Below are 25,289 nucleotides of genomic sequence, written 5' to 3' on the forward strand. Positions count from 1 at the left end.
GTGCGTCGAGCATCGGATCACGTGACTCGGGCGCCCTCGGGCAGGGGGTCGGCGGCCGTGACCGGTGCGCCCTTCCGCCGGCTGGACAGGATCGGCTCGGCCAGCACGATGGCGAACGCCGCCAGGCTGAGCAGCGCCCCGGCCAGTGCCGTGCTGCGCACGCCCGGACCGGGCAGGAGCACGCTGCCGAGGAACGCGCCCGCGGTGATGCCCACATTGAACGCCATGGAGGTAGCGGCGCTCGCCATGACCGACTCGCCCGGCGCGTACACGAGCACCCGCGATCCCAGTACGGCGGTCAGGCCTGCGAGTGTGAAGCCGGACAGGGAGATCGCGATGACGGTCCCGGCCGGGGAGGCGCCGAACGCGTACTGCCCGGCGAGCGCCAACGCCTGCAGGCCTATGAGCCCCGTCATGGTGCTCCAGCCGTGGCGGTCGACGAGGTAGCCCGCCACGAACACGCCGGCCAGGCCAGCGATCCCGCGTACCAGCAGAAGCGGGCCGATCGATGACTCGGTGAAGCCGCTGACGTCGCTCAGGAACGGGCTGATGTAGGTGAACGCCGTGAACGCGCCGGTGACCGCGACCGCCGTGGTGGCCACGATCGACAGGTACCGGCCGCGGTCGGGCGCGCTGCCCCGGTCCGCCCCGCCCTGCCCGGCGGGCGTGTCGGGCAGGACGGCCGCGATCGTGGCGAGGACGAGCAGGGCCAGGCCGCTGAGCGCGAGGAACGCCACCCGCCAGTTGGTCTGCTGGCCGAGCCACGTGCCGGCCGGGATGCCGGTCAGCGCGGCGCTGGAGGCGCCGGCGTACAGGATGGACAGGGCCCGGCCGCGCACCTCGGCCCGGAAGAGGCCGGCGGCGGCCGGCGTCACGACGGCCCAGAACAGCGCCTGGCTCAGCGCGGTCACCATCCGGGCGCCCATGAGCAGCCAGTAGTTCCCCGCCATGGCTGACAGGCAGGTCGCCACGACGAAGATGCCCAACAGGACGCACAGCAGCCGCCGCCGGGGCATCCGGCGGGTCAGTCGCGTGAGCGGCAGGGACACCAGCACGATGATCAGGCCGTATCCGGTGACCAGGAGCCCGACCGCTGACGGGCTGGTGCCGAGATCCTGGGCGATCAGGGGGAGCAGGCCGATGGGCAGCGACTCGGTGGTCACGTAGACGAACACGGCCAGGGTCAGGGCGGTCAGTGCGACGATCGCCGACTTGCTTCCGAAGCGTTCTTGCACGCGGCCTCCTCGGCTGGTTCACCATCGTTAGGAATGATGAAGGTAGCTTTTTTGTGTCGCTTCGCGGGAATCTCCTGTTTGACATGAATGTAGACGTGTGTGTGCTACCGGTCAATGCAGTTTAGACGGTACGATGACGGCTGTGCGGGAGCCCGAGCGCGGGGCGGCTTCCGGCCATGTCATGCGCCTGGAAGTTCAACAGGGTCGCAGGGGCGTGCCGGCCGGGCCGATCGAGCAGCGCACCCGGGACCCGGGGAGGAGATGCGGAGTTCTCAGCGAGGGACGTGCAGGCCACGCTCGAAGAAGCTCTCCAGCACCATGACGGTCTGCGTGCCGGTCACCCCCTCGATCTCGAAGATCCTGCGCAGCACCTCCTGCAGTTCCCGGGTGCTCGCCGTGCGCACCTTGACCAGCAGTGACGCCGGGCCCGCGATGACGTGCGCCTCCTCGATCTCGGGAATCGCCAGCAGTGCCTCGCCCGACGCGCCCATCCACGCCCCTCCCTCCACGAGCACGAACGACAACACGCCCCTGCCCGCGGCGACGGGATCGACCTCGATGGTCGTCCGCCGGATCAGCCCCCGTTCGCGCAGTTTGCGCACCCGCTCGTGCGCGGCGCCGCTCGACAGCCCCACCGCCGCGCCGAGCGCGGCGTAGGACTGACCGGCATCGACCTGAAGGAGGCTGACCAAAGTCTTGTCAATCTTGTCCATAGCCGTATCATATTCTGTGATCAAGGAGGATTGCATGATGGAATCCATTGCGGCGGAGTTCGAGACGCTCGACGAACGGTTCGTCGGCGTCGGGGGCGACGAGCGGATCGAGCGGATCCACCACGGTTGCCGATGGGCCGAAGGTCCCACCTACGTCGCGGCGGGTCGCTATCTGCTGTGGAGCGACATCCCCAACGACAGGATGCTCCGATGGGATGAGATGACCGGGAACGTCGGCCCCTTCCGCGCCCCGGCCGGCTACAGCAACGGTCACACCGTCGACAGGCAGGGCCGGCTGATCTCCTGCGAGCAGGGCAACCGGCGGGTGACCCGTACCGAGCACGACGGCTCCATCACCGTCATCGCCGACAGTTGGCAGGGCAAACGTCTCAACAGCCCCAACGACGTGGTGGTCAGGTCGGACGACTCCGTCTGGTTCACCGACCCCAGTTACGGCATCACCAGCGACTACGAGGGCCACCGCGCGGAAAGCGAGATCGGCAACGACCAGGTCTACCGTCTCGACCCCGCCACCGGAGAGGTCACGGCGGTGGCCGACGACTTCGCCCGCCCCAACGGCCTGGCCTTCTCGCCGGACGAGTCCCTGCTCTACGTCGCCGACACCCGCCACGGGCATCTGCGGGTCTTCGACGTGCGCGGCGCCGCGCTGGAGAACGGCAGGGTGCTCGCGGAATGCTCGGCGGGCGGCCTCGACGGGATCAGGCTCGACACCGCCGGCCGGATCTGGGCGGCGACGCACGAGGGGCTGCACTGCTTCGCCCCGGACGGCACCCTGATCGGCAAGCTCAGGCTTCCCGAGAAGACCTCCAACCTGGTCTTCGGCGGCCTCAAGCGCAACTGGCTGTTCATGACGGCCTCCAGCTCGGTCTACGCGATCATGACCAACGTCCGCGGAGCATGATCTTCCGAGACGGGACGGGACGGAGGCCGGCTCGGGAACGCGGCCGGTACGCCGGAGAACCCGGCCGGAGCGGTGTCGGGTGCCCGCCGAGGCCGGACCGGCCCGGCGTGCGGCCGCGTCCACCGGAGGTGGATCAGCCGCCTCGCCGGTCGACCTGACCGGCCAGCCGTTCCAGGCTGTCGCCGAGCGCCCGGTCGACCGCGTCGCCCGGAGGGGCGTGCGCCTCGTCGAAGAAGGACAGGTGGATCGTCACCTCGCTCTCGGCGTCGCCGATGCCGGCCACCTGGAGCCACCCGGCGTAGCTGCCGTCGTCGCGGGTGCCCCACTCCATCCGGAGCTGGTCTCGCTCGGTGCGCAGCAGCGCGCGGAAGTCCTGCCCGGTGGAGTCCTGCCCGCCGGTGTCGTCGTGCACCGTCACCGCGGGCAGATCTCCCGGGCGTACGTGCAGGTCGTGCGGGAGCCACTCGTCGAGGTTGTCCAAATCGCCCGCCCGGTCGAACACCACCTCCGGCGGTGCGGCGATCGTACGGGAACGCTCGTATTCACTCATCTCGATCCCTCCGGTGTGGAGACCCCGGCCTCGGCCCCGAGGAGGTTGCCGACCGGTCGTGGACGTTGATCGACGACCTACCCCACCCGGCGAGATCCATCCACGAAACACCAGCTCAAACCGGATTCCGAGAGCTCAGGGCCGGGCCCTCCACCGGGACGGCCCGCCGAGGCCCCGTGGCGTCCCCGGAGGGAACGGCGCGGAACCGAACGGCGTCGGATGTCGTTGTGCCGGAAGGGGACCGGGATCCCGGGTGGAGCGTCGAGCTCGATGGGGCGCGTCCCGCCCTCCGACCTCATGAACCCTCATGAACCCTCACGAACTCCGTGAATCCATCGGAACGGAACGAAGCCATGCACGTCCCCCAGGACCCTCGGCCCGCGGCGGAGCCCCTCCGGCCCTCCGCCCAGCCCTCCGGCCCGCCCCACCGGTTCGGTGTTCCCGGTGCTCCCGACGCGTCCGGCGTACCCATGGAGCACTTCCCACCCCCGTCCCGGCACGACCCCTGGCTGGTGCCGGCACCACCCGGCAGCCGCTACGACCGGCTGGCGCGCACCCGCCTGCACGCCTGGTGGCGGCCGGTTCTGGGCACGGCCGTGGGCCTCGCGGGCCTCATGCTGGCCGGGCTCGCCGTCATCCTCGGCGGTGCGACGGCCGGGGTGTTCGCGGGCGTCGAGACAGGCGGATCCGGCGGGCAGCTCTTCGCCGATCCGGTGTTCGACCTGGGGATCAACCTGCTCGCGATCGCGGCCGTCCTGCCGATCGTGTACGGCGTGGTGGCGTGGATCCAGCGGCGCCCGCCCGGCACCCTCTCCTCGGTCGTGGGCCGCCTGCGGTGGCGGTGGCTGGCGCGGTGCACGGCGGTGGCGATCGGCGCCGTGGTGCTGGGCCAGGCCGCGGTCGCCGTCGCCTACGTCGCCACCGGGAAAGACCTCGGTGAGATGTTCGGCTGGGTGGGCTGGGAGCGCTTCCTGCCCGCCCTGGCCGTCACCGTGCTCCTGGTGCCCTTCCAGGCCGCCGCCGAGGAGTACGTCTTCCGGGGGTGGCTGGTCCAGGCGTTCGGCGCCTTCCTCTCCAACCCGTGGCCCGGCATCCTGCTGAGCGCCGCCGGCTTCACCGCGGTGCACGCCTACGTCGACTGGGGCATCGTCGACGTTTTCGCCTTCGGGGCGCTGATGGGCTGGCTGGCGGTGCGGACCGGCGGCCTGGAGGCCGCCATCGCCCTGCACGTGGTCAACAACGTGCTGGCGTTCGGGGTCAGCGGAGCCGACGGGAGCCTGTCGGAGGCGCTGAAGCAGGGGTCGGTGCCCTGGCAGACCCTGGCGGGAACGGTCGTGCAGCTCGGCCTCTACGCGATCGTGGTGGTGGTCATGGCCGGGAGGCGAAGGATCGAGACCGTCTCCCGCTGAGACCTGGGACCTGAGACCTGGGATCTGGGGCCTGGGACTTGAGGCCGCACCGCACCGGGACGGCCCGCTCCCGGTCACCCGCCCCCGGGCGCCGGCGCCCTGTCGTCCGCGGGGAAACCGGTCGGACCGCGCGCTCCCGTCCCGCACGCCGGACGCGACATCTGGACGGCCTTCCATGCTCCTTGACAGCTTATATGCCAATTCAGCTATATTGCCGAAGTGGCAACCACATTCGAAGTACTGGCCGAGCCGCGGCGCCGGGAGATCCTCGACCTGCTCCGCACCGGCGAGCGTCCCGTGGGCGACCTGGTGGAGCGGCTCGCGCTGACCCAGCCGACGGTGTCGAAGCACCTGAGGATCCTGCGCGAGGCGGGCCTGGTCGAGGTCAGGCACGACGCGCAGCGCCGGTGGTACCGGCTGCGACCGGAACCGCTCGCCGAGATGGCCGCCTGGCTCGAGCCCTACCGGAGCATGTGGGAGACCAGCCTGGACGCGCTCGAACGCCACCTCGACACCATGCCGGAAGAGGCCTGACGAGATATCAGGAAATCCGACAAAAGCCTAGAAAGGACGAAATTATGGAAGAGGAACGGGCGACCCTGCGGACCGTCGACGACCGGCCGGTGCTGCGCTTCGAACGGCGGCTGGCCCACTCCCCGGAGAAGGTCTGGAAGGCCGTCACCGACCCGGCCGAGACGGTCCACTGGTTCCCGGCGACGGTGGAGACCGAGCAGGTCGTCGGCGCCGCGATGCGCTTCACCTTCGAGGGCGGGGACGACCTCACCCACGGCCGGGTCCTCGAGTTCGACCCCCCGAAGGTGTACGCCTTCCGCTGGAACCAGGACGTGCTGCGCTTCGAGGTTCTCCCCGACGGGCCGGGGTGCCGTCTCGTCTTCACCCACACGCTGGGAGGCGGGTGGGCCGGCCGGCTGACCGCGGGCCGCACCGCGGCGGGCTGGGACACCTGCCTGACCGCACTGCTGGCCAGGCTGGACGGCGAGCCCTCCGAGCAGCCCTCCGGCTGGGCCGACCGCATCGGGGCCTATGTCGAGGTCTTCGGGCTGGCCGAGGGCGAGACGCGGGAGAGCGGCGACGGCCACCTCGTGCGGTTCGCGCGCGACCTGATGTGGAAGCCCGTCGAGGAGGTGTGGAACATCCTCGTCGAGCGGGACGATCCCCGGCCGGGCGCGGAGCCGCCGGCGTGGTTCACGACCCCGTACGTGCCCGCGGGCCCGGTGACGGAGGCCGGGGCGCCGCGCGTCCTGGAGTACGAGTGGCGCCATGACGGCGAGCCCGCGGGGCGGGTGCGCTGGGAGTTCGCGCACGATCCCGCGCAGGGCACCCGGGTGGTGCTGACGCAGACGCTTCCCGCGCGGCTGGCCGGGCTCCGCGCGACGGCGCTCGCCGCCTGGCAGGCGCACCTGGAGGCGCTCTTCGCGGCCGTCCAGGGCGAGCCCCGACGCCTGCCCGAGGGCCGCGTCGAGGAACTGCGGAAACTGTACGAGCACCGCCTGGGCTGATCGCGCGCCCGGAGCACCCCGCGGCGCGATCGGCGGGCAGCGGGCGGGTCACGCGGATTTCCCGTCCTCACCCTGTCGCCATATTGCATAGCAATGCTATGGTTTCATGGAACGCGAGCCCGAGCTCGCCGAGGACGAAGACGAAGGAGCAGCGATGGCCGTCACCCTGGTCAACCCGGACGGATTGCCGAAGCCCGAGGTCTACCGGCAGCTGTCGATCGCCACCGGGTCGAAGCTGGTGTTCCTCGCCGGCCAGGTCGCCCGCGACGCCGACGGCGGCAAGGTGGGCGAGGGCGACCTCGCCGCCCAGGTCGAGCAGGCCTACCTCAACATCGGCACCGCGCTGGCCGGGATCGGCGCCTCCTTCGACGACGTGGCCAAGCTGACCGTCTACGTCGTCGACTGGAGCCCCGACAAGATGCCTCTGCTCGGCGAGGGGGTCGCCCGGGCGGCCGCGAAGCTGGGGGTCGACCCGGTCAAGCCGATCACGCTGCTGGGCGTCGCCGCGCTGGGCGAGCCCGATCTCCTGGTCGAGGTGGAAGCCACCGCGGTCATCGACTGAACGGCGGGTGACCGCCGGCCCTCGCCGTCCGGCGTCCTCCGCGGAGCCCGCCGCGGTCACCGTCACGCGACCGGCGGGACCGCGAGGAGGATGGGTTTTTGTACTGCGATGATCACGGTTCGCTGGATATGATCGCTTTTTGGTAGGTACGGCCGGACGGTGGGCAGGCAACCGGCCAACGCGCCAGACCGGCGTCCGAGCGGGTGGTGTCTCGGCGACGGCGGAGGGAGTCGGCTCCGGTGGGAAACCTCGATCTGAATCGCGAGGCGCTGGCCAAGCTGCGCGTCACGGTGAACACCCAGGGGGGAAGGCTCGCCACCGTCGGCGACGACTTCCCCGCCAGGGGCGGCGCGAGTCCGTCACTCTTCGGGACCCTGACCGGCGCCCGGGAGCTGGCCGACGCGATCGGCCGGGTCGAAGGGCACGCGGACGGCGAGCTGGGCACGGTGAAGAGCCGTCTTGACGGCGTCGAACGCGCCCTCGACACGATCGAGGACAACGTGACCACGGCCGAGTGGGGCACCACGAGCCACCTTCCGGCCATATGACCGACATGGACGCCGTGGCGGCGCTGCCCGGGGGGCAGGCCCTGGCCGCGCTGGCGAAGAAGACGGACGGGGACCCCGCCGCGATCCGGGCGATCGCCACCCGGTGGCGCAAGGCGGTCAGCTCGTCCGCCGAGCCGTTCAGGCTCCTGAGGAACGCGGTCAACCAGGTGGACACCGCCTGGAGGGGCGCCTCCGCCGACGCCTTCGTGGCGTACATGCGGCGGTACGACAAGGCCGGCGGTTCCCTGCGAGACGCGCTGGGCGACTGCGCGAACTCCCTGGACACCGCCGCCGGCGCCGTCGAGACGGCGAAGGCGGACGCCGAGCGCGTCTGCGGTGACCTGCTGACCTGGGTGGCGGAATACCGGCGCCGCAACCCGCACGCCACCGAGGAGCAGCTCAAGCCGGGCATCGTCCGGCAGGTCGAGATGGCGGTGTCCCAGGTGCAGGGGCACGTCGACTCGGCCGAGACCGCGCTGTCCACCGCGCGGCGCGAGCTCGACAAGCATCTCGGCGACACCACGGTGTTCTCCGCCATCCCGGCCGCGGGCGACCAGGACTTCGTCCCCGGCCCCGGGCACACCACCCGGTGGGTGCCGGTGCCCGAGGAGGAGTTCCGCACCACCACGCCCGCCGGTACGGAACCCGGCTCGCAGGGCGGCGGCGGTAACGGCGGCGGGGGCGGCGGACCGTCGTCCGGGAACCAGGGCGGCGGTTCGGGCGGCGGAGGCGGTGGAGGCGGTGGCCAGGCGATCCCGTACACGGTCACCGGCGACGGCACCGGAGCCGACATCGTGGCCGCCGCGAGGAGCCACATCGGCAAGCCCTACGTCTGGGGCACCGACGGGCCCGACTCGTTCGACTGCAGCGGCCTGGTGCACGTCTCGCTGAACGAGGCGGGCATCAAGATCGGGGACAACACCGCCGCCGGGTACCAGGACAGCGGACGGCCGGTCACCGGCCCGCCGCAGCCGGGCGACATCGTCTTCTTCGGCGACCCGGCGACCCACTGCGCCGTCTACATGGGCGACGGCCAGATGATCGCCGCCCCGAAACCGGGCGACCACGTCAAGATCCAGTCGGTGGCCGGCGCTTCCCCCATCACCTACCGGCGCTTCGTCTGAACGTCCGTACGGGACGCGCACGACGCTGACCGGCAGGCCCGCTCACCGGTGTTCGCGGTGACGGGGCCGGCGGTTCGCGGGCCGCCCGCGCATCGGGTAGGGAGGAGAAGGAAATGTCGGTGGACTCTGGCAGGCTGAGGGCGACCGGCCCAATGGTTTCGTCCCTGCGCGCAGAAGCCTGGAGCCGGGTCACCGGCACGTGAACGCATCGAAGGAAGAGGCCATGCTCACCACCCGATATGTCCCCGGCGCCCCCAACTGGATCGACCTGGGCACGCCCGACGTCGAGACCGCCGCCGCCTTCTACGGACCCCTGCTCGGCTGGAGCCTCCAGGAGGCCGGTCCCCAGGCGGGCGGTTACGGCTTCTTCGAGCTCGACGGCAAGGTCGTCGCCGCCGTCGGGCCGCTCACCCAGGAGGGAGCGGTTTCCGCGTGGACGCCCTACTTCCACACCGCCGACGCCGACGCCACGGCGAAGGCGGTCGAGCAGGCGGGCGGGACCGTGCGCGTCGCGCCGGACGACGTCTTCGCCAAGGGCCGGATGGCCGGGTTCACCGACCCCGGCGGCGCCGAGTTCGCCGTCTGGCAGCCGGGCACGATCAAGGGCCTGGACCTCGTCACCGAGAACGGTTCCCTGGCCTGGCTCGAGCTGTACGTCACCGACGCGGAGACCGCCCGACCCTTCTACCAGGCGGTCTTCGGCTGGGATATCCAGGACATCACGTTCGGCGACATGCCCTACCTCCTGCTGTCGACCGCCGAGGGCGAGAACGCGGCCCTGGGAGGCGTCAGGCCGCTCCAGGCGGGCGACAGGCCGCACTGGTTGCCGTACTTCGAGGTGGCCGACTGTGACGCGTCCGTCGTCCGGGTGCGGGAGCTCGGCGGCGACCTCGTCGCGCCCGCCTCGGACATCGAGGGCGTCGGCCGTTTCGCCGTGGTCTCCGACCCCCACGGCGCGCGCTTCGCCGTCATCGCCAGCGTCGGCTGACCCGCGCGGGGCGCCCCTCCGGTCCTGCCGACGCGGGGCGCCCGGCCGGTCCCACCCGCCGAGCAGGCGTGCGTGCCTCCCACCCGCCGAGCAGGCGTACGTGCCTCCTACCCGCTGAGCAGGCGTGCCAGCCGCGTCGCGTGCGGTCGCCAATCAAGGCCCTTGTCCAGCGCCCAGGCGTCGTCGTGGCAGGTTCGCAGGTGACGCTCGCCGGCGTCACCGATCACGGTGATCACGTCGCCGCGGACCTGCCGGTCGCGCATGCGGACGGCCATCTCCAGCGCGCCCCACAGGTTCGTCCCGGTGGCGGCGCCGACCGTCAGTCCGGTCACCTCGCGCACCCGGCGGGCGGCGGCCACGCTGGCGGCATCCGGCACGGGAACGACCAGGTCGACGAGGGAGGCGACGAAGCCCGGCTCGATGCGCGGCCGGCCGATCCCCTCGATCCTGGACGGCATGCCGGTGCCGTAGTCGTCGGCACCGGTCACCCAACCGGGAAAGTACGCCGAGTTCTCCGAATCGACCACAGCCAGCCTGCCGGGCAGCCGGTGGTCGCGCAGGTGGCGGCCGACGGCTGCGGAGGTGGCACCGGTGCCCGCGCCGACCACGATCCATTCCGGGCAGCGGGGCACCTGCTCGAAAAGCTCCTCCGCCAGGCTCCCGCCGCGCCAGTCGACGGCCGCGGCCGAGGCGTAGTGGTCCAGGTAGCAGCCGCCCAGCCGCTCGGCCAGCTTCGCGGCCTCCTCGTAGATGGCTGGCGGCGGATGAACGTATCGGCAGGTCCCACCCCATCTCTCCACGTCCTGCCCTCGGGAGCCCCGCGGCATGACCGCGATGTACGGCAGGTCGAGCAGCCGGGCGAAGTACGCCTGGGCGAGCGCCATGGCGCCCCCCGTGGCCTCCACCACGGGAGTGCCCCGCGTGATCCGGCCGGCGGCGATCGCGGTCGTGAACAGGGCACGGGCCAGCCGGTGCTTCAGACCACCTGCCGGCTGGACCGACTCGTCCTTCAACCAGAGCCGCACCCCCCAGCCGCCGGGCAACGGGAACGGCCGCAGCGGGGTGGGCCCGGTGCGCGCCCTCTCCTCCTCCAGCCGTTCGATCGCCTCCGCCGCCCACGCGTCTGTCATGAGGGAAGACCTCTCTGCCGTACGGCGCCGGAAATCGTCCGAAGACCGGTGGCGGCCACCGGCGCGTTCATGTCCACCGCCTTGAGGACGGAACGGCTCCCACGGCTCCCACGGCTCATCGCGGGTCAGGCGGCGGGGCGTCATCACGGCCGTTGACCTCGGCCGCGATCCGGTCGGCGCGCAGGCCGATCAGGGACAGCCCGCCGATGAGAAGCGTGAACTGCAGGGCGAGGATCGCGTAGCCGGCCGCCTCCGGGAGGTCGAGCAGGACACCGGCGGCGATGGAGGCCGCGAGGACCAGCCCCAGGGCCGCCGCCAGCCGGCGCATCGGCGCCCTCGCCCACGTGTGGGCGGCGTTCCAGGCCTCGCGGGAGGCGAGGGTCTGCCGGGTGCGGAACCCGGCGAGGTGGTTACGGGTGTCGGCCGCGCCGGATTCGTCGTGGAACGGGATGAGCAGGAGCGCGAGCGCCGGGAGGGTCAGGACGGAGGCCACGATCACCGGTTCCATGTCCGGATGCTACCCGCCCAAGATGTCCCGCGCGCCTTGGTGATCATCGCTTCCCTGCGCCGGCGACCGCCGGAAGCGGGACCGTTCGAACCGGACGAGCATGTCATCCCATGCGGTCACGCAGGATCGCGACGCCGTCGCCGTCGAGGTCGTCGCAGTAGGCCGCGCGCCCGGTCATGGCCATCGTGAGCGCCAGGGTGCCGCCGGACACGAGCGCACCGGAGCCGGCCCTGAAGGGGCCGTCGTCGGCGGCGAGTCGCAGGCCGCCGATCCGTCCTTTGGCGAGGACCACGAGGTCGGAACCCCGGTAGTACTCGGCCAACCGGGTGAGGGTCGTGATCGGGTAGTCGCGGCGGATCCCCAGGGGGCGCCGGATGTCCTCCGCGTGGACGATCGTCTCGCCCAGCATCGCCACGACCGGCAGGGGTGGTTTGGTGGTGCTCGTGACGACGCGGCGGAACCTGTCGTGCGTCTCGGCCCCGGTCGCCCCCAGCTGCTCGGCCAGCCGCATGGCGACCTGCCTGTCGAAGTCGAACCGGCAGCGGATCACACCCGCCAGCCACCGCACCGGGCCGAGGCCCGCCGCCGAGGTGAGGTGTGCCAGCACCTCGCGCACGGTCAACCCGGCGCACAGCGACGGCGTCGTCCACTGCTCGCCGGTCAGGTTCGCCAGGTCCGCCGCGAGGGCCGCTCGTTCGGCGTGGATCAGCGGCCAGATGTCGGACGCGCGGCGGAGGTTCGCCTTCTTGTCTGGATCGGTCATGTCGGGCGGCGTCCTGTCATGGGTCATGGAGGTCCTCGCGGCGGCCGGTGGGGAGGGTCGGAAGATGAGACTCTCGCCCCGAGGCGGAATCGTCGCTCGCGAGCCGTCTTCTCGCGGGCGATCCCGGCGGTGGGGCGGTATGACGCGCGGCGCCCCACCGCCTCCCGCTCGATCCGGCGGCCGGGAGACACGGCCTCCCGGTCGCCGGAACCGCAGGGTACGGTCTCCGCCGACCGGAGCCGGAGGGCACGACCGCCGCCCGCCGGAGGACGGCTGCGGCGAAGGCGCGGGCCTCCGGGTCTGGGGACCGGGGAGCGGGGACCGGATCAGACCTGCCGGGCGAGGCCCCTCTCGACCGCCTCGATGATCCTCGGCCGCAGCTCGGCGCAGCTGATGATCATGTCCACCGAACCGACGTCGACCGCCCGCTGGATGCTGTGCACGCGGTCGAACTCGGTGGCCACCTCGGTGAGCTTCTCGGCCCGCACCGACGAGCGCAGCTCGGCCAGCTCGGTGGCGAGCGCGGCCCGCGTGGCGGCCGGTGCCTCCGCGACGCGGGCGGCGAGCGCGAGCACGCGGGGGTCGTTGCCGGTCCGCTTGTCGACGTCGCGCGCGAAGACCACCGCGGCGGCCGGGGCACCGCCGAGCACCGAGGCGAACGATCCCTCGACCGCGAGCACGGTCATGTTCGGGTTGAGCGCCTTGGAGAACACCACGAACGCGCCGCCGTGGTACCGCGAGATCACGCAGAACACGATGGGGCCCTTGAAGTTCACCACCGCGCGGCCGATCTCCGCGCCGTACTCCAGCTGCAGCTTGCGCATCGACTCGGGCGACCCGTCGAACCCCGACAGGTTGGCCAGCACGACCAGCGGGCGGTTCCCGCTGGCGGCGTTGATGGCCCGGGCGACCTTCTTGGACGACCTCGGGAACAGGGTGCCCGCGGTGTAGGTGTCCGGGCCGTCGGTGGGCGGGAAGCCGCGACGCGGCACGGACCGGGACTCGATACCCAGCAGGCACACCGGCCGGCCGCCGAGGTGGACGTCCCAGGTCGCGGCGGTGTCCGCGTCGGCCATGCCCGCCCACCGCTCCAGCACCGGGTGGTCCTGGTCGGACAGCGCGCGCATGACGGTGCGGATGTCGAACGGCTTCTTGCGGTCCGGGTTGGACTCGACGGAGAAGATCTGGCCCACCGTCGTGAAGTCGCTGTCCGGCACGCTGTGCGGGAACGTCGACACGTCGCGGTCCACCGGGTCGCCGGTGACCGTCCTGCGCGGCAGGCTCTCCCCCGGCGCGATGTAGCTGTGGTCGTAGTGCGACATCAGGATCTCCCGCGCGCCGCGGATGTCCGGCGCCCAGTACTGTGCCTGGCCGTTCGGGCCCATGATCCGGTCGTACCCGCCGATGCCGTGGTTGTCCTCGGCCGACACGCCGCCGGAGAAGTCGAGCGACTGCTTGCCCGTCAGCACCATCGCGGAGTCCGGCGTCATCACCAGGATGCCCTTGGTGTGCATGAGCATCGTGGCCTCGGCGTTCCAGTACGGCTGGGCGCCGACGTTGATGCCCGCGACCACGATGTTGATCTCGCCGCCGTCCTGGGTGAAGTTCACGATCCGCTTCAGCGCGGCCGCCACCCAGTCCATGTTCTCGGTGCCGGACGACATCGAGATCCGGGCGCCCGCGGAGAGCGCGAACCACTCCAGCGGCACCCGCATCCGCTCGGCCAGGTCGAGCGCGGCGATCACCCGCGCGCACTCGGGCTCGGACAGCGCGCCGAGCGCCTTCGTCGGGTCGCCCAGCAGCACGACGCGGGTCATGCCCTCCGGGTGGCGCGACGTGGGCGTGCTGACGACACCCGCGACGAGCGCGGCGGTGTTGCGCCCCTTGGGCCGGTTCACCGGCACCAGCTCCGACCGCTCGTCCAGGTCGTACTCGGTGAACGAGCCGAACGGCCCGGCGAGCATGGCGGTCAGCTCGTACGGGTGGTGCGTGCCGCGGCTGTGCGCGCGCAGCACCTCCTGGCGGTAGTCGTCCAGCGGCTCGATGGGCTCGGTCGGCGGCGGCACGACGGACAGCTGCACGCCGGAGCCCACGTCGTAGCCGATCCGCACGGCGATGTCGACGAGCTCGCCGGTGGCGCCGTCGCGGCGCCTGCCGAGGAACAGCACCTCCTCCAGGCCCGCGCCCGCCGTCGTCGGCAGCACGCGCTTCGCCACGGTGTTCAGATCCTCCGGCGACAGGTCGTTCGGCGGCCACACGTAGATGACGATCCTGTTGGTGGCGGACGTCTTCGCGCCGGGCTTCTTGGCCCGGCGGATCGCGTCGAGGCACGTGGCCAGGATGTTCTCGGCGGCGGGCAGCGCGACGAGCCTGCCCTCGTCGTCGCGCAGCGGGGTCAGGTCGCGGACCTGGCCCAGGGCGACGAGGCGCTCGTCGGACGGGTTCTGCCGCGCCGTGGCCCGGAAGAGGTAGACCTCCTCGTCGGGCGCGGGCAGCCGGGTGAGGTCGAAGTCGCGCAGCCGTTCCAGCTGCATGCGCTCGGCGATGCGCGGGTGCAGGCCGCGCAGCAGCCGTTCCTCCGCGAAGCCGTCCGCGGAAGGCCGGAAGGTGAAGTGGTGGTGCATCACGGCGCCGCTGTTGCCCGCGACGGTCGCGACGATGCGGCCGACCCGGTTCGACGGCTGCTGCGCGACCATGACCTCGCGCAGGCGCGCGGCCATCTCGTCGGGGTCGCTCGGGCCGTCCGACCAGGTCAGGTAGATGTCCGCCACCAGCTCGCCGTCGCCGGCGAACTCGTCGACCGCCTTGACCGCCTCGGCCAGCGCCAGGAAGTCGACCGCGGTGGCCACGACGCGGCCGTTGCCGGCCGCGGTGCGGTGGTCGGCGACGACGAACGTGCAGCCCGCCACCTTGCTCACCCGGATGTCGCCGAGCGCGCGGTTGCCGTAGTAGCGGCGGCTCAGCACCTCCAGCAGCGGCACGGGGTCCGCGCCCTCGCGGCCGATCCGCTGGCCGACCAGCCGGACGAGCGGCTCGGCGCTGGCGACCATGGCGGAGATCCGCTCGGCGCGGTCGGGCGCGTCCGGGTGCCGGTCGAGGTGGCGCAGGTGCTTGCGTACGGCCGTGTAGACCTTGGCGCGGGTGCGGCGCAGCAGCGGCTGGGCGAACCAGGCGAACACCACGCCGCGCGCCAGGTCCGCGACGGCGGGGAACCGGACCTGGGTGGCGGCGACCAGGTGCTCCAGCGCAAGGCCGACGGTGACGCGGTCGGCCTCGGCGGGCGGGGACTCCTTGACCCACTGGCGCAGCAGGGTCGTCACCACGGCGACGTCGGAGGACGCGCGCCGCTGGGCCAGGAAGATCCGGAAGACCGCGTCCTCCAGCTCCGGCGTGCGCTCCAGGCCCTCGACGCCGTAGCGGGACAGCACGTGCGTGAGCCGCTGCCGGAAGCTCTCCGACAGCCCGGCCCGGTCCGGGTCCAGGTACTGCAGGTAGGTGTGGAAGTACTCGCGGGGGCTGTGCACCGAGGAGTCGGGCTTCGACTCCTCTCCGGCGGGCCGGTTGCGGCTCAGCTCGCTCAGGTCGGCGAACAGGCGCAGCAACTCGACCTCACCGGCCGGCTCGTGCTCACCCTTCTCTGCGAGCTCGGCGCGCGCGGCCAGATAGCCGGCGAGCAGGCGCTTCTCGTCCCGCGAGTCGATGTCGAAGCCCAGCAGGAGGCTGCGCAGGTCCTGCAGCCCGCGCGCGGCCCGCTCGGCCGCGGGCACGTCCGCCGGCTCGGCCGGCAGATCCAGCTCGACCTCCCGTGCCTCGGCCACGGGACCGGCCGCCTCGTCGCCGTCGCCCAGCGGCTCCAGGCGCAGCAGGCGGGCACCCGCCTCCACCTGGCTGCCGACCGACACCGCGAGCTCCCGCACGCGGCCGCGGAACGGCGCGCGCAGCACGGTCTCCATCTTCATGCTCTCGACCACGAGCAGCGGCGCGCCGGCCTCGACCTCGTCGCCCGCCTGCAGCGGCGTGGCCACCACGAGCGCGGGCACCGGCGAGCGCACGATGCCGCCCTCGTCGCGGCTGATCCGGTGCGTGACGCCGTCGACCTCGACCAGGTGGATCGGGCCGTGAGTGCTCGTGACGACCTTGAAGCGGACGCCGTTCACGGTGATCTGGCCGCTGTGCTCGTCGAAGCGCTCGATGTCGACGTCGGCCGCGTGCTGGGGGCCGCCCGCCGAGATGCCGACGCGGAACCGGTGGCCACCGGTGCGGGCGACCTGGACGCGGTAGCCGACGTCGCGGAGCTTGAGCTCCAGCGCGCGTCCGCTCTCGTGCTGCGACTGCGGGCGGCCGCCGTGCGCGGCGGCCAGGAAGCGCTGCCGCGTCACGGCCTCCTCGTCCTCGTAGGCCTCGACGGCGGCGGCGATCAGCGCGATCGCGGAGTGCCGGTGCGCGACGAGGGCGCCCCGGGCGCGCACGCGGTCGATCCAGCCGGTGTCGGCGGACCCGTCGATCACCGCGGGCTCGTCGAGCAGCGTGCGGACGAAGCCCTTGTTCGTCACGCCGCCCTCGATGATGACGGTCGTCTGCGACATCGCGCGGCGCAGGCGGGCCAGCGCCTCCGTACGGTCACGGCCATGCGCGATGATCTTGGCGATCATCGAGTCGAAGTCGGCGGGGATCGTGTCGCCCTCGCTGAACCCGGTGTCCACCCGGATGCCGGGGCCGCTGGGCAACGCGAGCCGCGCGATCCGGCCGGGTGAGGGCGCGAAGTCGCGGTCGGGGTCCTCGGCGTTGAGGCGCGCCTCGACGGCGTGACCCCACTCCTGCGGCGCGTCCCCCTCGAGCCTGCCGCCCGCCGCGACGTGCAGCTGGGCCTTCACCAGGTCGACGCCGGTGGTGATCTCGGTGATCGGGTGCTCGACCTGCAGGCGCGTGTTGACCTCGAGGAACGCGAACAGCCGCTCACCGGGGTGGTAGAGGAACTCGACGGTGCCCGCGCCCTTGTAGTCGACCGCGAGCACGAGCCGCTCGGCCGCCGCCTTCAGCTCGGCGACCTGCCCGGCGTCGAGGACCGGGGAGGCGGACTCCTCGATGATCTTCTGGTTGCGCCGCTGCACGGAGCAGTCGCGCACGCCCAGCGCCCACGCGGTGCCCTGCCCGTCGGCGATGACCTGCACCTCGACGTGCCGGGCGCCCGTCACCAGGCGCTCCAGGAACACGACGCCGCTGCCGAACGCGCGCGCGGCCTCCTGGCGCGTCAGCTCGTAGGCCTGGGACAGCTCGTCGGCGTCGGCGACCATCCGGATGCCGCGGCCGCCGCCGCCCGCGGTCGCCTTCAGCATCAGCGGGTAGCCGATCCGCTCCGCCGCCGCCTTCGCCTCCTCCAGCGTCTCCACCGGACCGCGGCTCCACGGCGCGACGGGCACCCCGACCTCTTCGGCGATCAGCTTCGAGCCGATCTTGTCGCCCAGCCTGCGCATCGCCTCGGCGCCCGGGCCGACGAACGTCACGCCGATCTCGGCGCACAGGTCGGCAAACGCCGGGTCCTCCGCCACGAAGCCCCAGCCGACCCAGGCCGCGTCCGCGCCGGTCTCGACCAGGGCCTTCCGCAGGACCGCGTGGTCCAGATAGGGCCGGTCCGCGGCGAGTCCCAGGTCGTAGGCGAGGTCCGCCTCCCGGACGAACGTGGCCGTCCGGTCGGAGTCCGTGTACAGGGCGACGGTCTCGATCCGTGTGCCCGTCTCCGCGGCTAGGTCCTGAACGGCGTGGATGAGCCGCATGGCGGCTTCACCGCGGTTGACGATGGCGACACGACTGAACACTGAGCGGGCCTTTCGAAGACGGTGAACACGGCGGTCGTCCCCGCCGTAACCGGGGTACATCCTCTCGACTGCCTCCGGATACCGGAATGGCGGGGACTAAGCGTGTTTCGCGGCCGGAGTTGTGCGGCTCGCACAAACGCGCCCGTCGGGATGGTGTGACATGTGGCGGGTGTGACGTGTGTCTGGTCTGATCTTGGTCGTGCGGCGGCTCGTGGACTCGAAGGTCCGTTCGGACTGGTCACGGGCGAGGGTAGTCCGTTTGCCGGGCGGCGACAAAGACGGCAGCTCGCGCCCGTACCGTCCGTGCGGCGTGGCCGCGGGAGCGACGGGGGACGCGGCCGCCGCGTCGCGCCGCCCGATCTCCGGAAACGACGGTTCTCCCCCGGCCGTGATCGCCCGAGGGGCGACGCGGGGAAACCCGGCCGGCTCGCAGGCCACGATCACCACGCCGGTGGTGGTGGTCACGGAGCACCCGGGTGACGGCACTCCTGCCGGCCTCGCCGGGAAGGACGCCTATTCGCCGGTGAAACCGTCGATCCGCTCGCGCAGCAGGTCGGCGTGGCCGTTGTGCCGGGCGTACTCCTCGATCATGTGGACGAGGATCCAGCGGTGGGAGCAGTCCTGCCCGTGGCGCTGCCGCTTCGCGACGGCGTCCAGCGGCACCTCGGCCGAGAGCTTGCGGGCGATCTCGATCTCGGCCCGCCAGGTGGCGAAGGCCTCCTGGGCGGAGGCGGTGTCCACGTCGTTGAACTCCGCGTCGGGGTCGTCGGTCTTGTAAAGGAGGGGGACGTCCTCGTCGTCCAGCACGCGGCGGAACCAGGCGCGCTCCACGTGCGCCATGTGGCGGACCAGGCCGAGGAGCGACATGGTCGACGGCGGCACCGAGCGCTCTCGGAGTTGCTCCTCCGAGAGCCCCGCGCACTTGACGGCCAGGGTCTCGCGGTGCCAGTCGAGCCAGTTGTTCAGCATGGCGCGCTCGTCACCGATGAAGGGAGGAGGGATGCGGTTGTCGGTCACGGCTCACGATTATCGCACCGCGAAGTACCGTCCGGTCATGGCCGGCGGCCGGCGGCCGGCGGCCGGCCGGAGCCTCCGCGCCACCTCCGCCCCGCCCTTCCGGAGACCGCTGAACGGCTCGGCCACGGCGAACGGCCGCGGCGGGCCCGTACGGGGCACGAACGACGAGGTCCAAGGTCCGTTCACAGGGTGGACGCGCCGTCGGCGATCGCCCGGAGCGCGGCGCAGTGCGCGGCGAACGCCGCCCTGCCCTCCTTGCTGAGGGCGAGCCAGGTGCGGGGGCGCTTGCCGACGTATCCCTTGATGACCTTGACGTACCCGGCGCCCTCCAGCGTGGCGACCTGTTTGGACAGGGCCGAGTCCGTCACCTCGACGGTGTCACGGACGTAGCCGAACTCGGCCCTGTCGGCGGCGGCGAGCAGGGCCACGATCGCGAACCGGACCGGCGAGTGGATGACGTCGTCGAGCAGGTGGCGCGGGTGGCTCATCGGCGCGCCTCCAGGTAGGCGCCGGCGAAGGGGGGCAGGGAGACCAGGACCGCCCCCGGCAGCCACCAGGCGGGCTCGCCGGGGAACCAGACCACTCCGCACAGCAGGACACCGAGGTACAGCACTCCCCACGCCGCCATGATCACGCCGTGCCGGGCGCCGTACCCGTGACGGCTGACCGGCTGGCGTGCGGCGTAGACGATCAACGCCGCCACGAAAGCCATCCATAGGGTCGTGGAGACCGCCACCGCGAGCACGCCCGAGGCGAATCCGAGCACGGGCACCATCACGAGCGTCGCGACACCGAAGAGGACCAGATACTGGCTGTACCACCTGGAGCGGTTTCTCACGAGGGCGTCGAGTTCCCGGGCGCGTGCCAGCGCCTCCGTGGGGCTCATGTGCTCGTGCTGCGCCATGGGAATGCCTTCCTCTTCGACCAGTACCTTCAATTTAGATAACTACTTGCAGTATTGGCAAGTAGTTTCCAAGGCTGAGGACACGTCATCGCGCGGGCGGCCCGGCTCACCGGTCGCGGCGCTCCGGAGGCCCCGACGAGGAGCGAATTTGAGTCACTTGACTTAAATGAGGCGGGCGATTTGAATGACGCCAACCGCGATCCTCGAGGGAGAGTGATCTTGAGCGAGCCCGGCGCCGAAGCGCCCGAATACCCCTTCCGCAACCCCAGCGCGCTGGAGCCGCCGCGGGAGTGGGCCGAGCTGCGGGAGAGCTGCCCGGTCGCGCCGATCCGGCTGGCCAGCGGGGACATCGCGCTGCTGCTGACGCGCTACCAGGACGTCAAGGAGGTCCTGTCGGACCCGCGTTTCTCCCGCCGTCTCGACGCCGAGGGGGCGGCGCGGGTGACGGCCAACGAGTCGGGCGGCGTGTTCGGCCGCGGCGGTGACGGCGGCGGCGCCATGACAGGCGACACCCACCGGGCCTGGCGGCAGCTGGTGGGCAGGGCGTTCACCGCCAAGCGGGTCATCGCGATGCAGCCCAGGATCCGGGCGATGGCCGAGCAGCTGGTCGAGCGGATGGTCGCCCGGGGCGAGCCCGCCGACCTGGTGAGCGCGGTCGGCTTCCCGCTGCCGGTGTGGGCGATCTGCGACCTGCTCGGGGTGCCCGACTCCGACCGGGACAGGTTCGCGTACTGGTCGGACACCATGCTCAGCATGACCAGGTTCGGTCAGGAGGAGATCGACGCCGCCCAGGGCGAGTTCGACGCCTACCTGATGGCGCACGTCGACACCAAGCGGGCCGAGCCGGGCGAGGACCTGCTGAGCGAGCTGGCCTCGACGGTGGAGGGGCTGGACGGGCGGCTGACCGAGCAGTTGCTGGTGATGACGGCCAAGGGCCTGCTGGTGGCCGGGCACGAGACCACCGCCAACATGATCGGCAAGATGGTGTCGATGCTGCTGGCCGACCGTTCCCGCTGGGAGGCGCTGCTGGCCGACCGCGCGCTGATCCGCTCGGCGGTGGAGGAGGTGCTGCGTTTTGACGCCAATCCCGGCTTCGGCATGCCGCGCTACCTCAGCGAGGGGGTCACGGTGGCGGGGGAGGAACTGCCCGCGGGCACGACGGTCGTGTGCAGCATGGCCTCGGCCAACCGGGACGAGCGGCAGTTCGAGAACGCCGGCGAGATGCGGCTGGACCGCTCGCCCAACCCGCACGTGACCTTCGGCGCCGGCCCGCACTCCTGCCTGGGGCAGGCGCTGGCCCGCACCGAGCTGCAGACCGTGCTCGGCGTGCTGCTGGAGCGGCTGCCCACGCTGGAGCCGGCCGTCCCGGCCGCCGAGCTCAGGCGCCGCGAGGGTCTCGTGGTCGGCGGGCTGGAGAAGGTCCCGGTCCGATGGTGACCGTGCCCGGCCGGACGGTGCTGCGTGGCAAGGCCGCGCCCGGCAGGACGGAGCGGGCGCAGGAGACGCGCGGAACCATCCTGGACGTCGCCGAGCGGCTGTTCGCCGAGCACGGGGTCGGCGAGGTCTCCAACCGGCAGATCGGCCAGGCCGCCGGGCAGGCGAACAACTTCGCCGTCGGCTACCACTTCGGCACCAAGGCCGGCCTGGTACGGGCGATCATCCGCCGCTACACCACCGAGACCGAGGAGCGGCGGCTGCGCATGCTGGAGGCGATCGGCGACTCCGCCGACCTGCGTGCGTGGATCTCCTGCCTGGTACGCCCCGCCACCGACCACCTCGACGCGCTGGGCGTGCCGAGCTGGCGGGCCCGCTGCCTGGCCCAGGTCACGACCGTGCCCGCCCTGCGCCAGATCGTCACCGAGGAGTCCGTGGCGACACCGTCGATGCGGCGCACCCTGGACGGCATGCTGCGGCTGCTGCCCGACCTGCCGGAAGAGGTGCACCGCGAGCGCGGCGACATGACCCGCCTGCTCCTGGCGCACGCGCTGGCCGAGCGCGAGCGCGCCCTGTACGAGGGTGAGTCAACGGCCCACGCGAGCTGGGAGGCCGTCGCCGTCGGGCTCGTCGACGCGCTGGCCGGCCTCTGGCGGGCCCCTGTCACCCCCTATCCCCGAGCGCGGAGAACGGATCCCTCGTACGCGGGCTGAAGCACAGGAGAGCCGCGTGGCCGGCGGCGCCACCGGCACGGCGCCGCCATCCGTGGGCGGGCGGCCCTGACCCGCCGACCCTTCACGCCACGCTCGCCCTTCTCCCGAGGCCCGGCGGCCCGCCTGTGCCCGGAAGGCCGCCGTCGCCGTCCCGGCGGTTGCCCGCGTCACGCCGTTCCCGGATGATCAGGACACGGAGTGAGGCGCACCGGAGGCGACGATGAGGGCACTGCTGGTTTTCCTGAGCGTCGCCGCGGTGGGGGCGCTGGTCGCGGTCCTCCTGTTGCTGCGGAACCCGGCGGGCGGCGATCCGGGTGAGGAGCACCTGGTCTCGGGGTCCGCCGCCGCGGCCTCCACGGCCTCCACGGCCCCCGCGCCCTCCGCGGCCGGAAAGAGCGTGCTGCTGGACGTCGGAGGCGCCGTCATCGAGGAGTTCTCCGGCGACTGCGCGAACAGCGGTTATCCCTATATATGCCGGTATGTCAGGGAACGGCTTCTCGCCGAGGACCCGCGGCTGCCCGGCCGCGACGGCCTGACGATCCGGACGACGATCGACCAGCGGCTCCAGCGGGCGGCGCAGCGGGCCATCGACGCCCACGTCCACCGCGACGACCCGCAGGTCGCCACCCAGATCGTCATCGTCCCAGGTGAGGGTGCCATCAGGGCCATGGCCACCAGCCGCGACGCCGCCGGCGGGGCCGCCTTCCAGCAGGGCAAGACGGCGATGCCCTACACCCTGGCCGCCGCGCTCGCCGCCGGCCTGCGCCACGACGACGGCTTCCAGATCTCGGACGAGTACCGCGCCCCGAACCACACCGCGTTCAGGAACTGCGCGAACCAGGCCGTAGCCGACCCCGCCCACGCCGTCGTGAACCTGGAGAAGCGCGGGGAGCGGTTCGTCACCCTGCGCTCGGGCACCCGGGAGGCGGTGAACACCTTCTACATGCGCCTGACGGAGAAGGTCGGCCTGTGCGAGACCGTCAGGATGGCCGAGCGGCTCGGGCTCAGGCGCGCCGACGGGACGCCGCTTCGGGAGTTCGAGACGTTCACGCTGGGCGTCAACGAGGCCGACCCCGTCTCGGTGGCCAACTCCTACGCCAGCCTCGCCGCCCGCGGCCGCTTCTGCGAGCCGACGGTGATCACGGAGATCCGCGACGGCTCGGGTGCCCCGCGTTCCTTCCCTCCGCGCTGCGGCCAGGTCCTGGATCCTGCGGTCGCCGACGCGGTCACCGCGGTGCTGTCGGACGTCCTGGCCGAAAGCGCGCTCGAGGGCGTCGGCCGCGAGGCGGCGGGCATGCCCGGCACGACCGCCGACTTCACCGCCGCCTGGTACGCCGGATACACCCCCGGCCTGGCCTCGGCCGTCAGTCTCGGCGACCCGCGCGGCGCGTTCCGGCACCCGCTGACCGACGTCACCATCGGCGGCCGCCACTACCCGCGGGTGGAGGGCACGTCGATTCCCGGCCTGGTCTGGAAGGAGGCGATGACCGAGGCGGTGCGGGGAACGCCCGAGACCGCCTTCACCCCGCCGGACGCCGGTCGCTTCGGCGCCTGCCGCGACGCCTGCCCGGACTGACCCGGCGCGGGCCCGGCCTCGCCCGTTCCGGCGTCCCCGCCCGTTCCGGCGTCCTCGCCCGAGGGCCGGGGACGGCGCCTTCCAGGGGCAACGCGGCCTCCTCGCCCGCGACGCCGGCGGCGCGGCCGTGGGGGCCGTGAGGGCTGTGGCGGCCGTGAGGGCCGTGAGGGTCGACCTCGCCGGCGGTCGTTCGACCGGGTCGCGACGGCCTCCGCGTGAGGCCCGGCGCCCGATGTCCCCGGTGCCGGCCGCCGGCTTTGCGCTCCGTCGCCGTCCGGCCGCCGTCAGGGATCCAGCACGTCAGGGATCCAGCAGGCGGCGGGGACCCGGGCCGTGTTCCGCGAGCGTGTCCCCGGGGTTGATCAGCGCGCACTGCTCGAACGACAGGCAGCCGCAGCCGATGCAGTCGGTGAACCGGTCGCGCATCCGCTCCATCTTCTCGATGCGTGCGTTGATCTCCTCGCTCCAGCACGCCGAGGCCTTGAGCCAGAACTCCCGGGTGGGCGGGACACCCTCGGGAAGGAAGCTCAGCACTCCCCCGATCACCGACAGCGGCATGCCGACGCTCTGCGAGGCGCGGATGAACGCCACCCGGCGCAGCGTGCTGCGGTGATAGCGGCGCTGGTTGCCGGTGGTCCGGCGGCTGGCGATGAGCCCGCGCCGCTCGTAGAAGCGCAGCGCCGAGGCGGGCACGCCGCTGCGCTCGGACAACTCGCCGATGGTCAGCTCCTCGGCGATCATCGCGGGTTCCGGCATGGGCCCACCCTAGCCTGACGTGAACCTCGGTTCAGGTACGAGGCCGTTCACCCGGTGCCGCCGGGACGCCGGGGCGAAAGTCACCCGGCACCGTCGGGGTGGAAGTCACCCGACGCCACCGGAACGCCAGGGCGAAGTCACCCGGTGCCGCCGGGACGCCGGGGTGGAGCATCGGGCGGCGCGACGGGAAGGACGCAGGACAGGGCGCGGCGCAGGGTCGCGGCGAAGGACCCGGTGTTGCCCGGCTCGAGCCAGTGCCGCCCGGCCACGCGGATGGCCCCGGCGACCGCGGCGGCCGTGACGGCGGGGAACAGGTCGCGTCCGGGGTCGGTGCCGGTGCGCGCCGCGATCGCCTCGGCGAGCGGGCCCTCCGCCACGGTGAACGCCTTCAGCGCCTCGCCCTCCAGCTCGGGCGTCGACATGATCATGCGCAGGCCGGCCTTGTCGGGCTCGGGATCGGTGTAGAGCTCGATCACGGCCGCGGTGACGGCCTGGTCGAGCGGCTCGTCGGCGGGCCGCGAGCGCAGCGCCTGCCCCACGCGCCTGGACTGGTCGGCCTGGAAGGCGCAGATCGCCTCGGCCCTGCTGGAGAAGTAGTTGTTGTAGGTGCGGGGTGAGACTCCCGCGGCCGTGGCGATGTCATGGACGCGGACGAGGGCCAGCCCGTTGGGACCTCGCTCGATGGCCAGGCGCAGCGCGGCATGGCTGATCGCCTCCCGGGTGGCCCGGCTGTTGCGTGCCCGGAGGTCCGTCTCGTCGTCGTTCATGGGGCAACCCTATCGAGATTGCGTGTCACGCACTATGTGCGTGGCACGCAAGTTGTGGATAGAGTGCGGTGGAGCGCCTGGCACTCACGCCTGGAGAGTGCCAACCACGCGGCGTGTTCCGGGACGGCGAGGTCCGTCGGCGGGTTGGCCGCCCGCCGGGGGACCGTCCGTCGCGGGCGCCGTCCCGGAGAACCCCATCAAGAGCAGGAGCGGGAATGACATCAAAAATGATCGCGTTCAACGAGGACGCCCGGCGCGGTCTCGAGCGCGGCATGAACCAGCTCGCGGACGCCGTCAAGGTGACCCTCGGCCCCAAGGGCCGTAACGTCGTGCT

General features: G+C 72.3%; 23 protein-coding genes. 11 read left to right on the forward strand and 12 right to left on the reverse strand.

Annotated elements, in window-relative coordinates; genetic code table 11:
- Positions 1-17: 17 nt before the first annotated feature.
- Together AB0G15_RS30185 and AB0G15_RS30190 are read right to left on the reverse strand one after the other, a co-directional pair.
- Complete coding sequence (locus tag AB0G15_RS30185; protein WP_362846256.1) at positions 18-1,235, reverse strand: MFS transporter; 1,218 nt, start codon at positions 1,233-1,235, stop codon at positions 18-20.
- A 272-nt stretch (positions 1,236-1,507) separates the two neighbouring features.
- A complete protein-coding gene (locus AB0G15_RS30190) occupies positions 1,508-1,948 on the reverse strand; it encodes an Lrp/AsnC family transcriptional regulator (RefSeq protein ID WP_362846258.1) in 441 nt (146 codons plus the stop codon).
- 34 nt (positions 1,949-1,982) lie between these two features.
- Here AB0G15_RS30190 and AB0G15_RS30195 point away from each other — a divergent pair, with 34 nt between their 5' ends.
- Positions 1,983-2,870: an SMP-30/gluconolactonase/LRE family protein gene (locus tag AB0G15_RS30195; RefSeq protein ID WP_362846260.1), complete on the forward strand. Its 888-nt coding sequence runs from the start codon at positions 1,983-1,985 to the stop codon at positions 2,868-2,870.
- A 133-nt stretch (positions 2,871-3,003) separates the two neighbouring features.
- Here the strand turns inward: AB0G15_RS30195 and AB0G15_RS30200 are convergent, their stop codons facing one another.
- Entirely contained in the window at positions 3,004-3,420 is a 417-nt protein-coding gene (locus tag AB0G15_RS30200) for an SRPBCC family protein (protein WP_362846262.1), read from the reverse strand.
- Between the two features lie 470 nt (positions 3,421-3,890).
- Between AB0G15_RS30200 and AB0G15_RS30205 the strand changes: the two genes are divergently transcribed.
- The 7 genes from AB0G15_RS30205 to AB0G15_RS30235 all read left to right on the forward strand — a co-directional run bounded on the left by AB0G15_RS30205 (position 3,891) and on the right by AB0G15_RS30235 (position 9,571).
- Complete coding sequence (locus AB0G15_RS30205; protein ID WP_362846264.1) at positions 3,891-4,829, forward strand: CPBP family intramembrane glutamic endopeptidase; 939 nt, start codon at positions 3,891-3,893, stop codon at positions 4,827-4,829.
- A 219-nt stretch (positions 4,830-5,048) separates the two neighbouring features.
- Entirely contained in the window at positions 5,049-5,363 is a 315-nt protein-coding gene (locus AB0G15_RS30210) for a metalloregulator ArsR/SmtB family transcription factor (protein WP_362691272.1), read from the forward strand.
- A 44-nt stretch (positions 5,364-5,407) separates the two neighbouring features.
- A complete protein-coding gene (locus AB0G15_RS30215; protein ID WP_362846266.1) occupies positions 5,408-6,349 on the forward strand; it encodes an SRPBCC family protein in 942 nt (313 codons plus the stop codon).
- 154 nt (positions 6,350-6,503) lie between these two features.
- A complete protein-coding gene (locus AB0G15_RS30220; RefSeq protein ID WP_362846296.1) occupies positions 6,504-6,911 on the forward strand; it encodes a RidA family protein in 408 nt (135 codons plus the stop codon).
- 239 nt (positions 6,912-7,150) lie between these two features.
- Complete coding sequence (locus tag AB0G15_RS30225; protein ID WP_362846268.1) at positions 7,151-7,459, forward strand: hypothetical protein; 309 nt, start codon at positions 7,151-7,153, stop codon at positions 7,457-7,459.
- Entirely contained in the window at positions 7,456-8,583 is a 1,128-nt protein-coding gene (locus AB0G15_RS30230) for an NlpC/P60 family protein (RefSeq protein WP_362846270.1), read from the forward strand. Before AB0G15_RS30225 ends, AB0G15_RS30230 begins: the two co-directional genes overlap by 4 nt.
- Before the next feature lie 223 nt (positions 8,584-8,806).
- Complete coding sequence (locus AB0G15_RS30235) at positions 8,807-9,571, forward strand: VOC family protein (protein WP_362846272.1); 765 nt, start codon at positions 8,807-8,809, stop codon at positions 9,569-9,571.
- Positions 9,572-9,678: 107 nt separating this feature from the next.
- On the opposite strand, the gene AB0G15_RS30240 is transcribed toward AB0G15_RS30235, so the two are convergent.
- The 7 genes from AB0G15_RS30240 to AB0G15_RS30270 all read right to left on the reverse strand — a co-directional run bounded on the left by AB0G15_RS30240 (position 9,679) and on the right by AB0G15_RS30270 (position 19,709).
- Positions 9,679-10,701, reverse strand: a complete 1,023-nt coding sequence (locus AB0G15_RS30240; protein WP_362846274.1) for a pyridoxal-phosphate dependent enzyme — start codon at positions 10,699-10,701, stop codon at positions 9,679-9,681.
- A gap of 115 nt (positions 10,702-10,816) precedes the next feature.
- Entirely contained in the window at positions 10,817-11,209 is a 393-nt protein-coding gene (locus tag AB0G15_RS30245) for an SdpI family protein (RefSeq protein WP_362846276.1), read from the reverse strand.
- A gap of 103 nt (positions 11,210-11,312) precedes the next feature.
- Positions 11,313-11,972 (reverse strand): maleylpyruvate isomerase family mycothiol-dependent enzyme, encoded by a 660-nt coding sequence (locus tag AB0G15_RS30250; RefSeq protein ID WP_362846278.1) that lies wholly within the window; start codon positions 11,970-11,972, stop codon positions 11,313-11,315.
- A gap of 326 nt (positions 11,973-12,298) precedes the next feature.
- Complete coding sequence (locus AB0G15_RS30255; protein WP_362846280.1) at positions 12,299-17,788, reverse strand: carboxyl transferase domain-containing protein; 5,490 nt, start codon at positions 17,786-17,788, stop codon at positions 12,299-12,301.
- A 513-nt stretch (positions 17,789-18,301) separates the two neighbouring features.
- The gene (locus AB0G15_RS30260) at positions 18,302-18,805 is read right to left on the reverse strand and encodes a DinB family protein (RefSeq protein WP_362846282.1); all 504 of its coding nucleotides are present in this window, start codon (positions 18,803-18,805) and stop codon (positions 18,302-18,304) included.
- A 182-nt stretch (positions 18,806-18,987) separates the two neighbouring features.
- Positions 18,988-19,293, reverse strand: a complete 306-nt coding sequence (locus AB0G15_RS30265) for a transcriptional regulator (protein WP_362691246.1) — start codon at positions 19,291-19,293, stop codon at positions 18,988-18,990.
- Complete coding sequence (locus tag AB0G15_RS30270; protein WP_362846284.1) at positions 19,290-19,709, reverse strand: hypothetical protein; 420 nt, start codon at positions 19,707-19,709, stop codon at positions 19,290-19,292. The genes AB0G15_RS30265 and AB0G15_RS30270 overlap by 4 nt, the downstream gene beginning before the upstream one ends.
- Before the next feature lie 219 nt (positions 19,710-19,928).
- Between AB0G15_RS30270 and AB0G15_RS30275 the strand changes: the two genes are divergently transcribed.
- The 3 genes from AB0G15_RS30275 to AB0G15_RS30285 all read left to right on the forward strand — a co-directional run bounded on the left by AB0G15_RS30275 (position 19,929) and on the right by AB0G15_RS30285 (position 23,432).
- On the forward strand, positions 19,929-21,146 hold the full coding sequence (locus tag AB0G15_RS30275; RefSeq protein WP_362846286.1) for a cytochrome P450: 1,218 nt from the start codon (positions 19,929-19,931) through the stop codon (positions 21,144-21,146).
- Positions 21,140-21,856, forward strand: coding sequence for a TetR family transcriptional regulator (locus AB0G15_RS30280; RefSeq protein ID WP_362846288.1), 717 nt, complete (start codon positions 21,140-21,142; stop codon positions 21,854-21,856). The genes AB0G15_RS30275 and AB0G15_RS30280 overlap by 7 nt, the downstream gene beginning before the upstream one ends.
- A 220-nt stretch (positions 21,857-22,076) precedes the next feature.
- On the forward strand, positions 22,077-23,432 hold the full coding sequence (locus tag AB0G15_RS30285; protein WP_362846290.1) for a hypothetical protein: 1,356 nt from the start codon (positions 22,077-22,079) through the stop codon (positions 23,430-23,432).
- A 300-nt stretch (positions 23,433-23,732) separates the two neighbouring features.
- Here AB0G15_RS30285 and soxR read toward each other — a convergent pair whose 3' ends face one another.
- Entirely contained in the window at positions 23,733-24,188 is a 456-nt protein-coding gene (soxR, locus tag AB0G15_RS30290) for a redox-sensitive transcriptional activator SoxR (protein WP_362846292.1), read from the reverse strand.
- A 137-nt stretch (positions 24,189-24,325) separates the two neighbouring features.
- Positions 24,326-24,955: a TetR family transcriptional regulator gene (locus AB0G15_RS30295; protein ID WP_362846294.1), complete on the reverse strand. Its 630-nt coding sequence runs from the start codon at positions 24,953-24,955 to the stop codon at positions 24,326-24,328.
- Positions 24,956-25,289: the final 334 nt, after the last annotated feature.

This window comes from Streptosporangium sp. NPDC023825, from assembly GCF_040639575.1.
In the GTDB taxonomy this organism is placed as follows: Bacteria; Actinomycetota; Actinomycetes; order Streptosporangiales; family Streptosporangiaceae; genus Streptosporangium.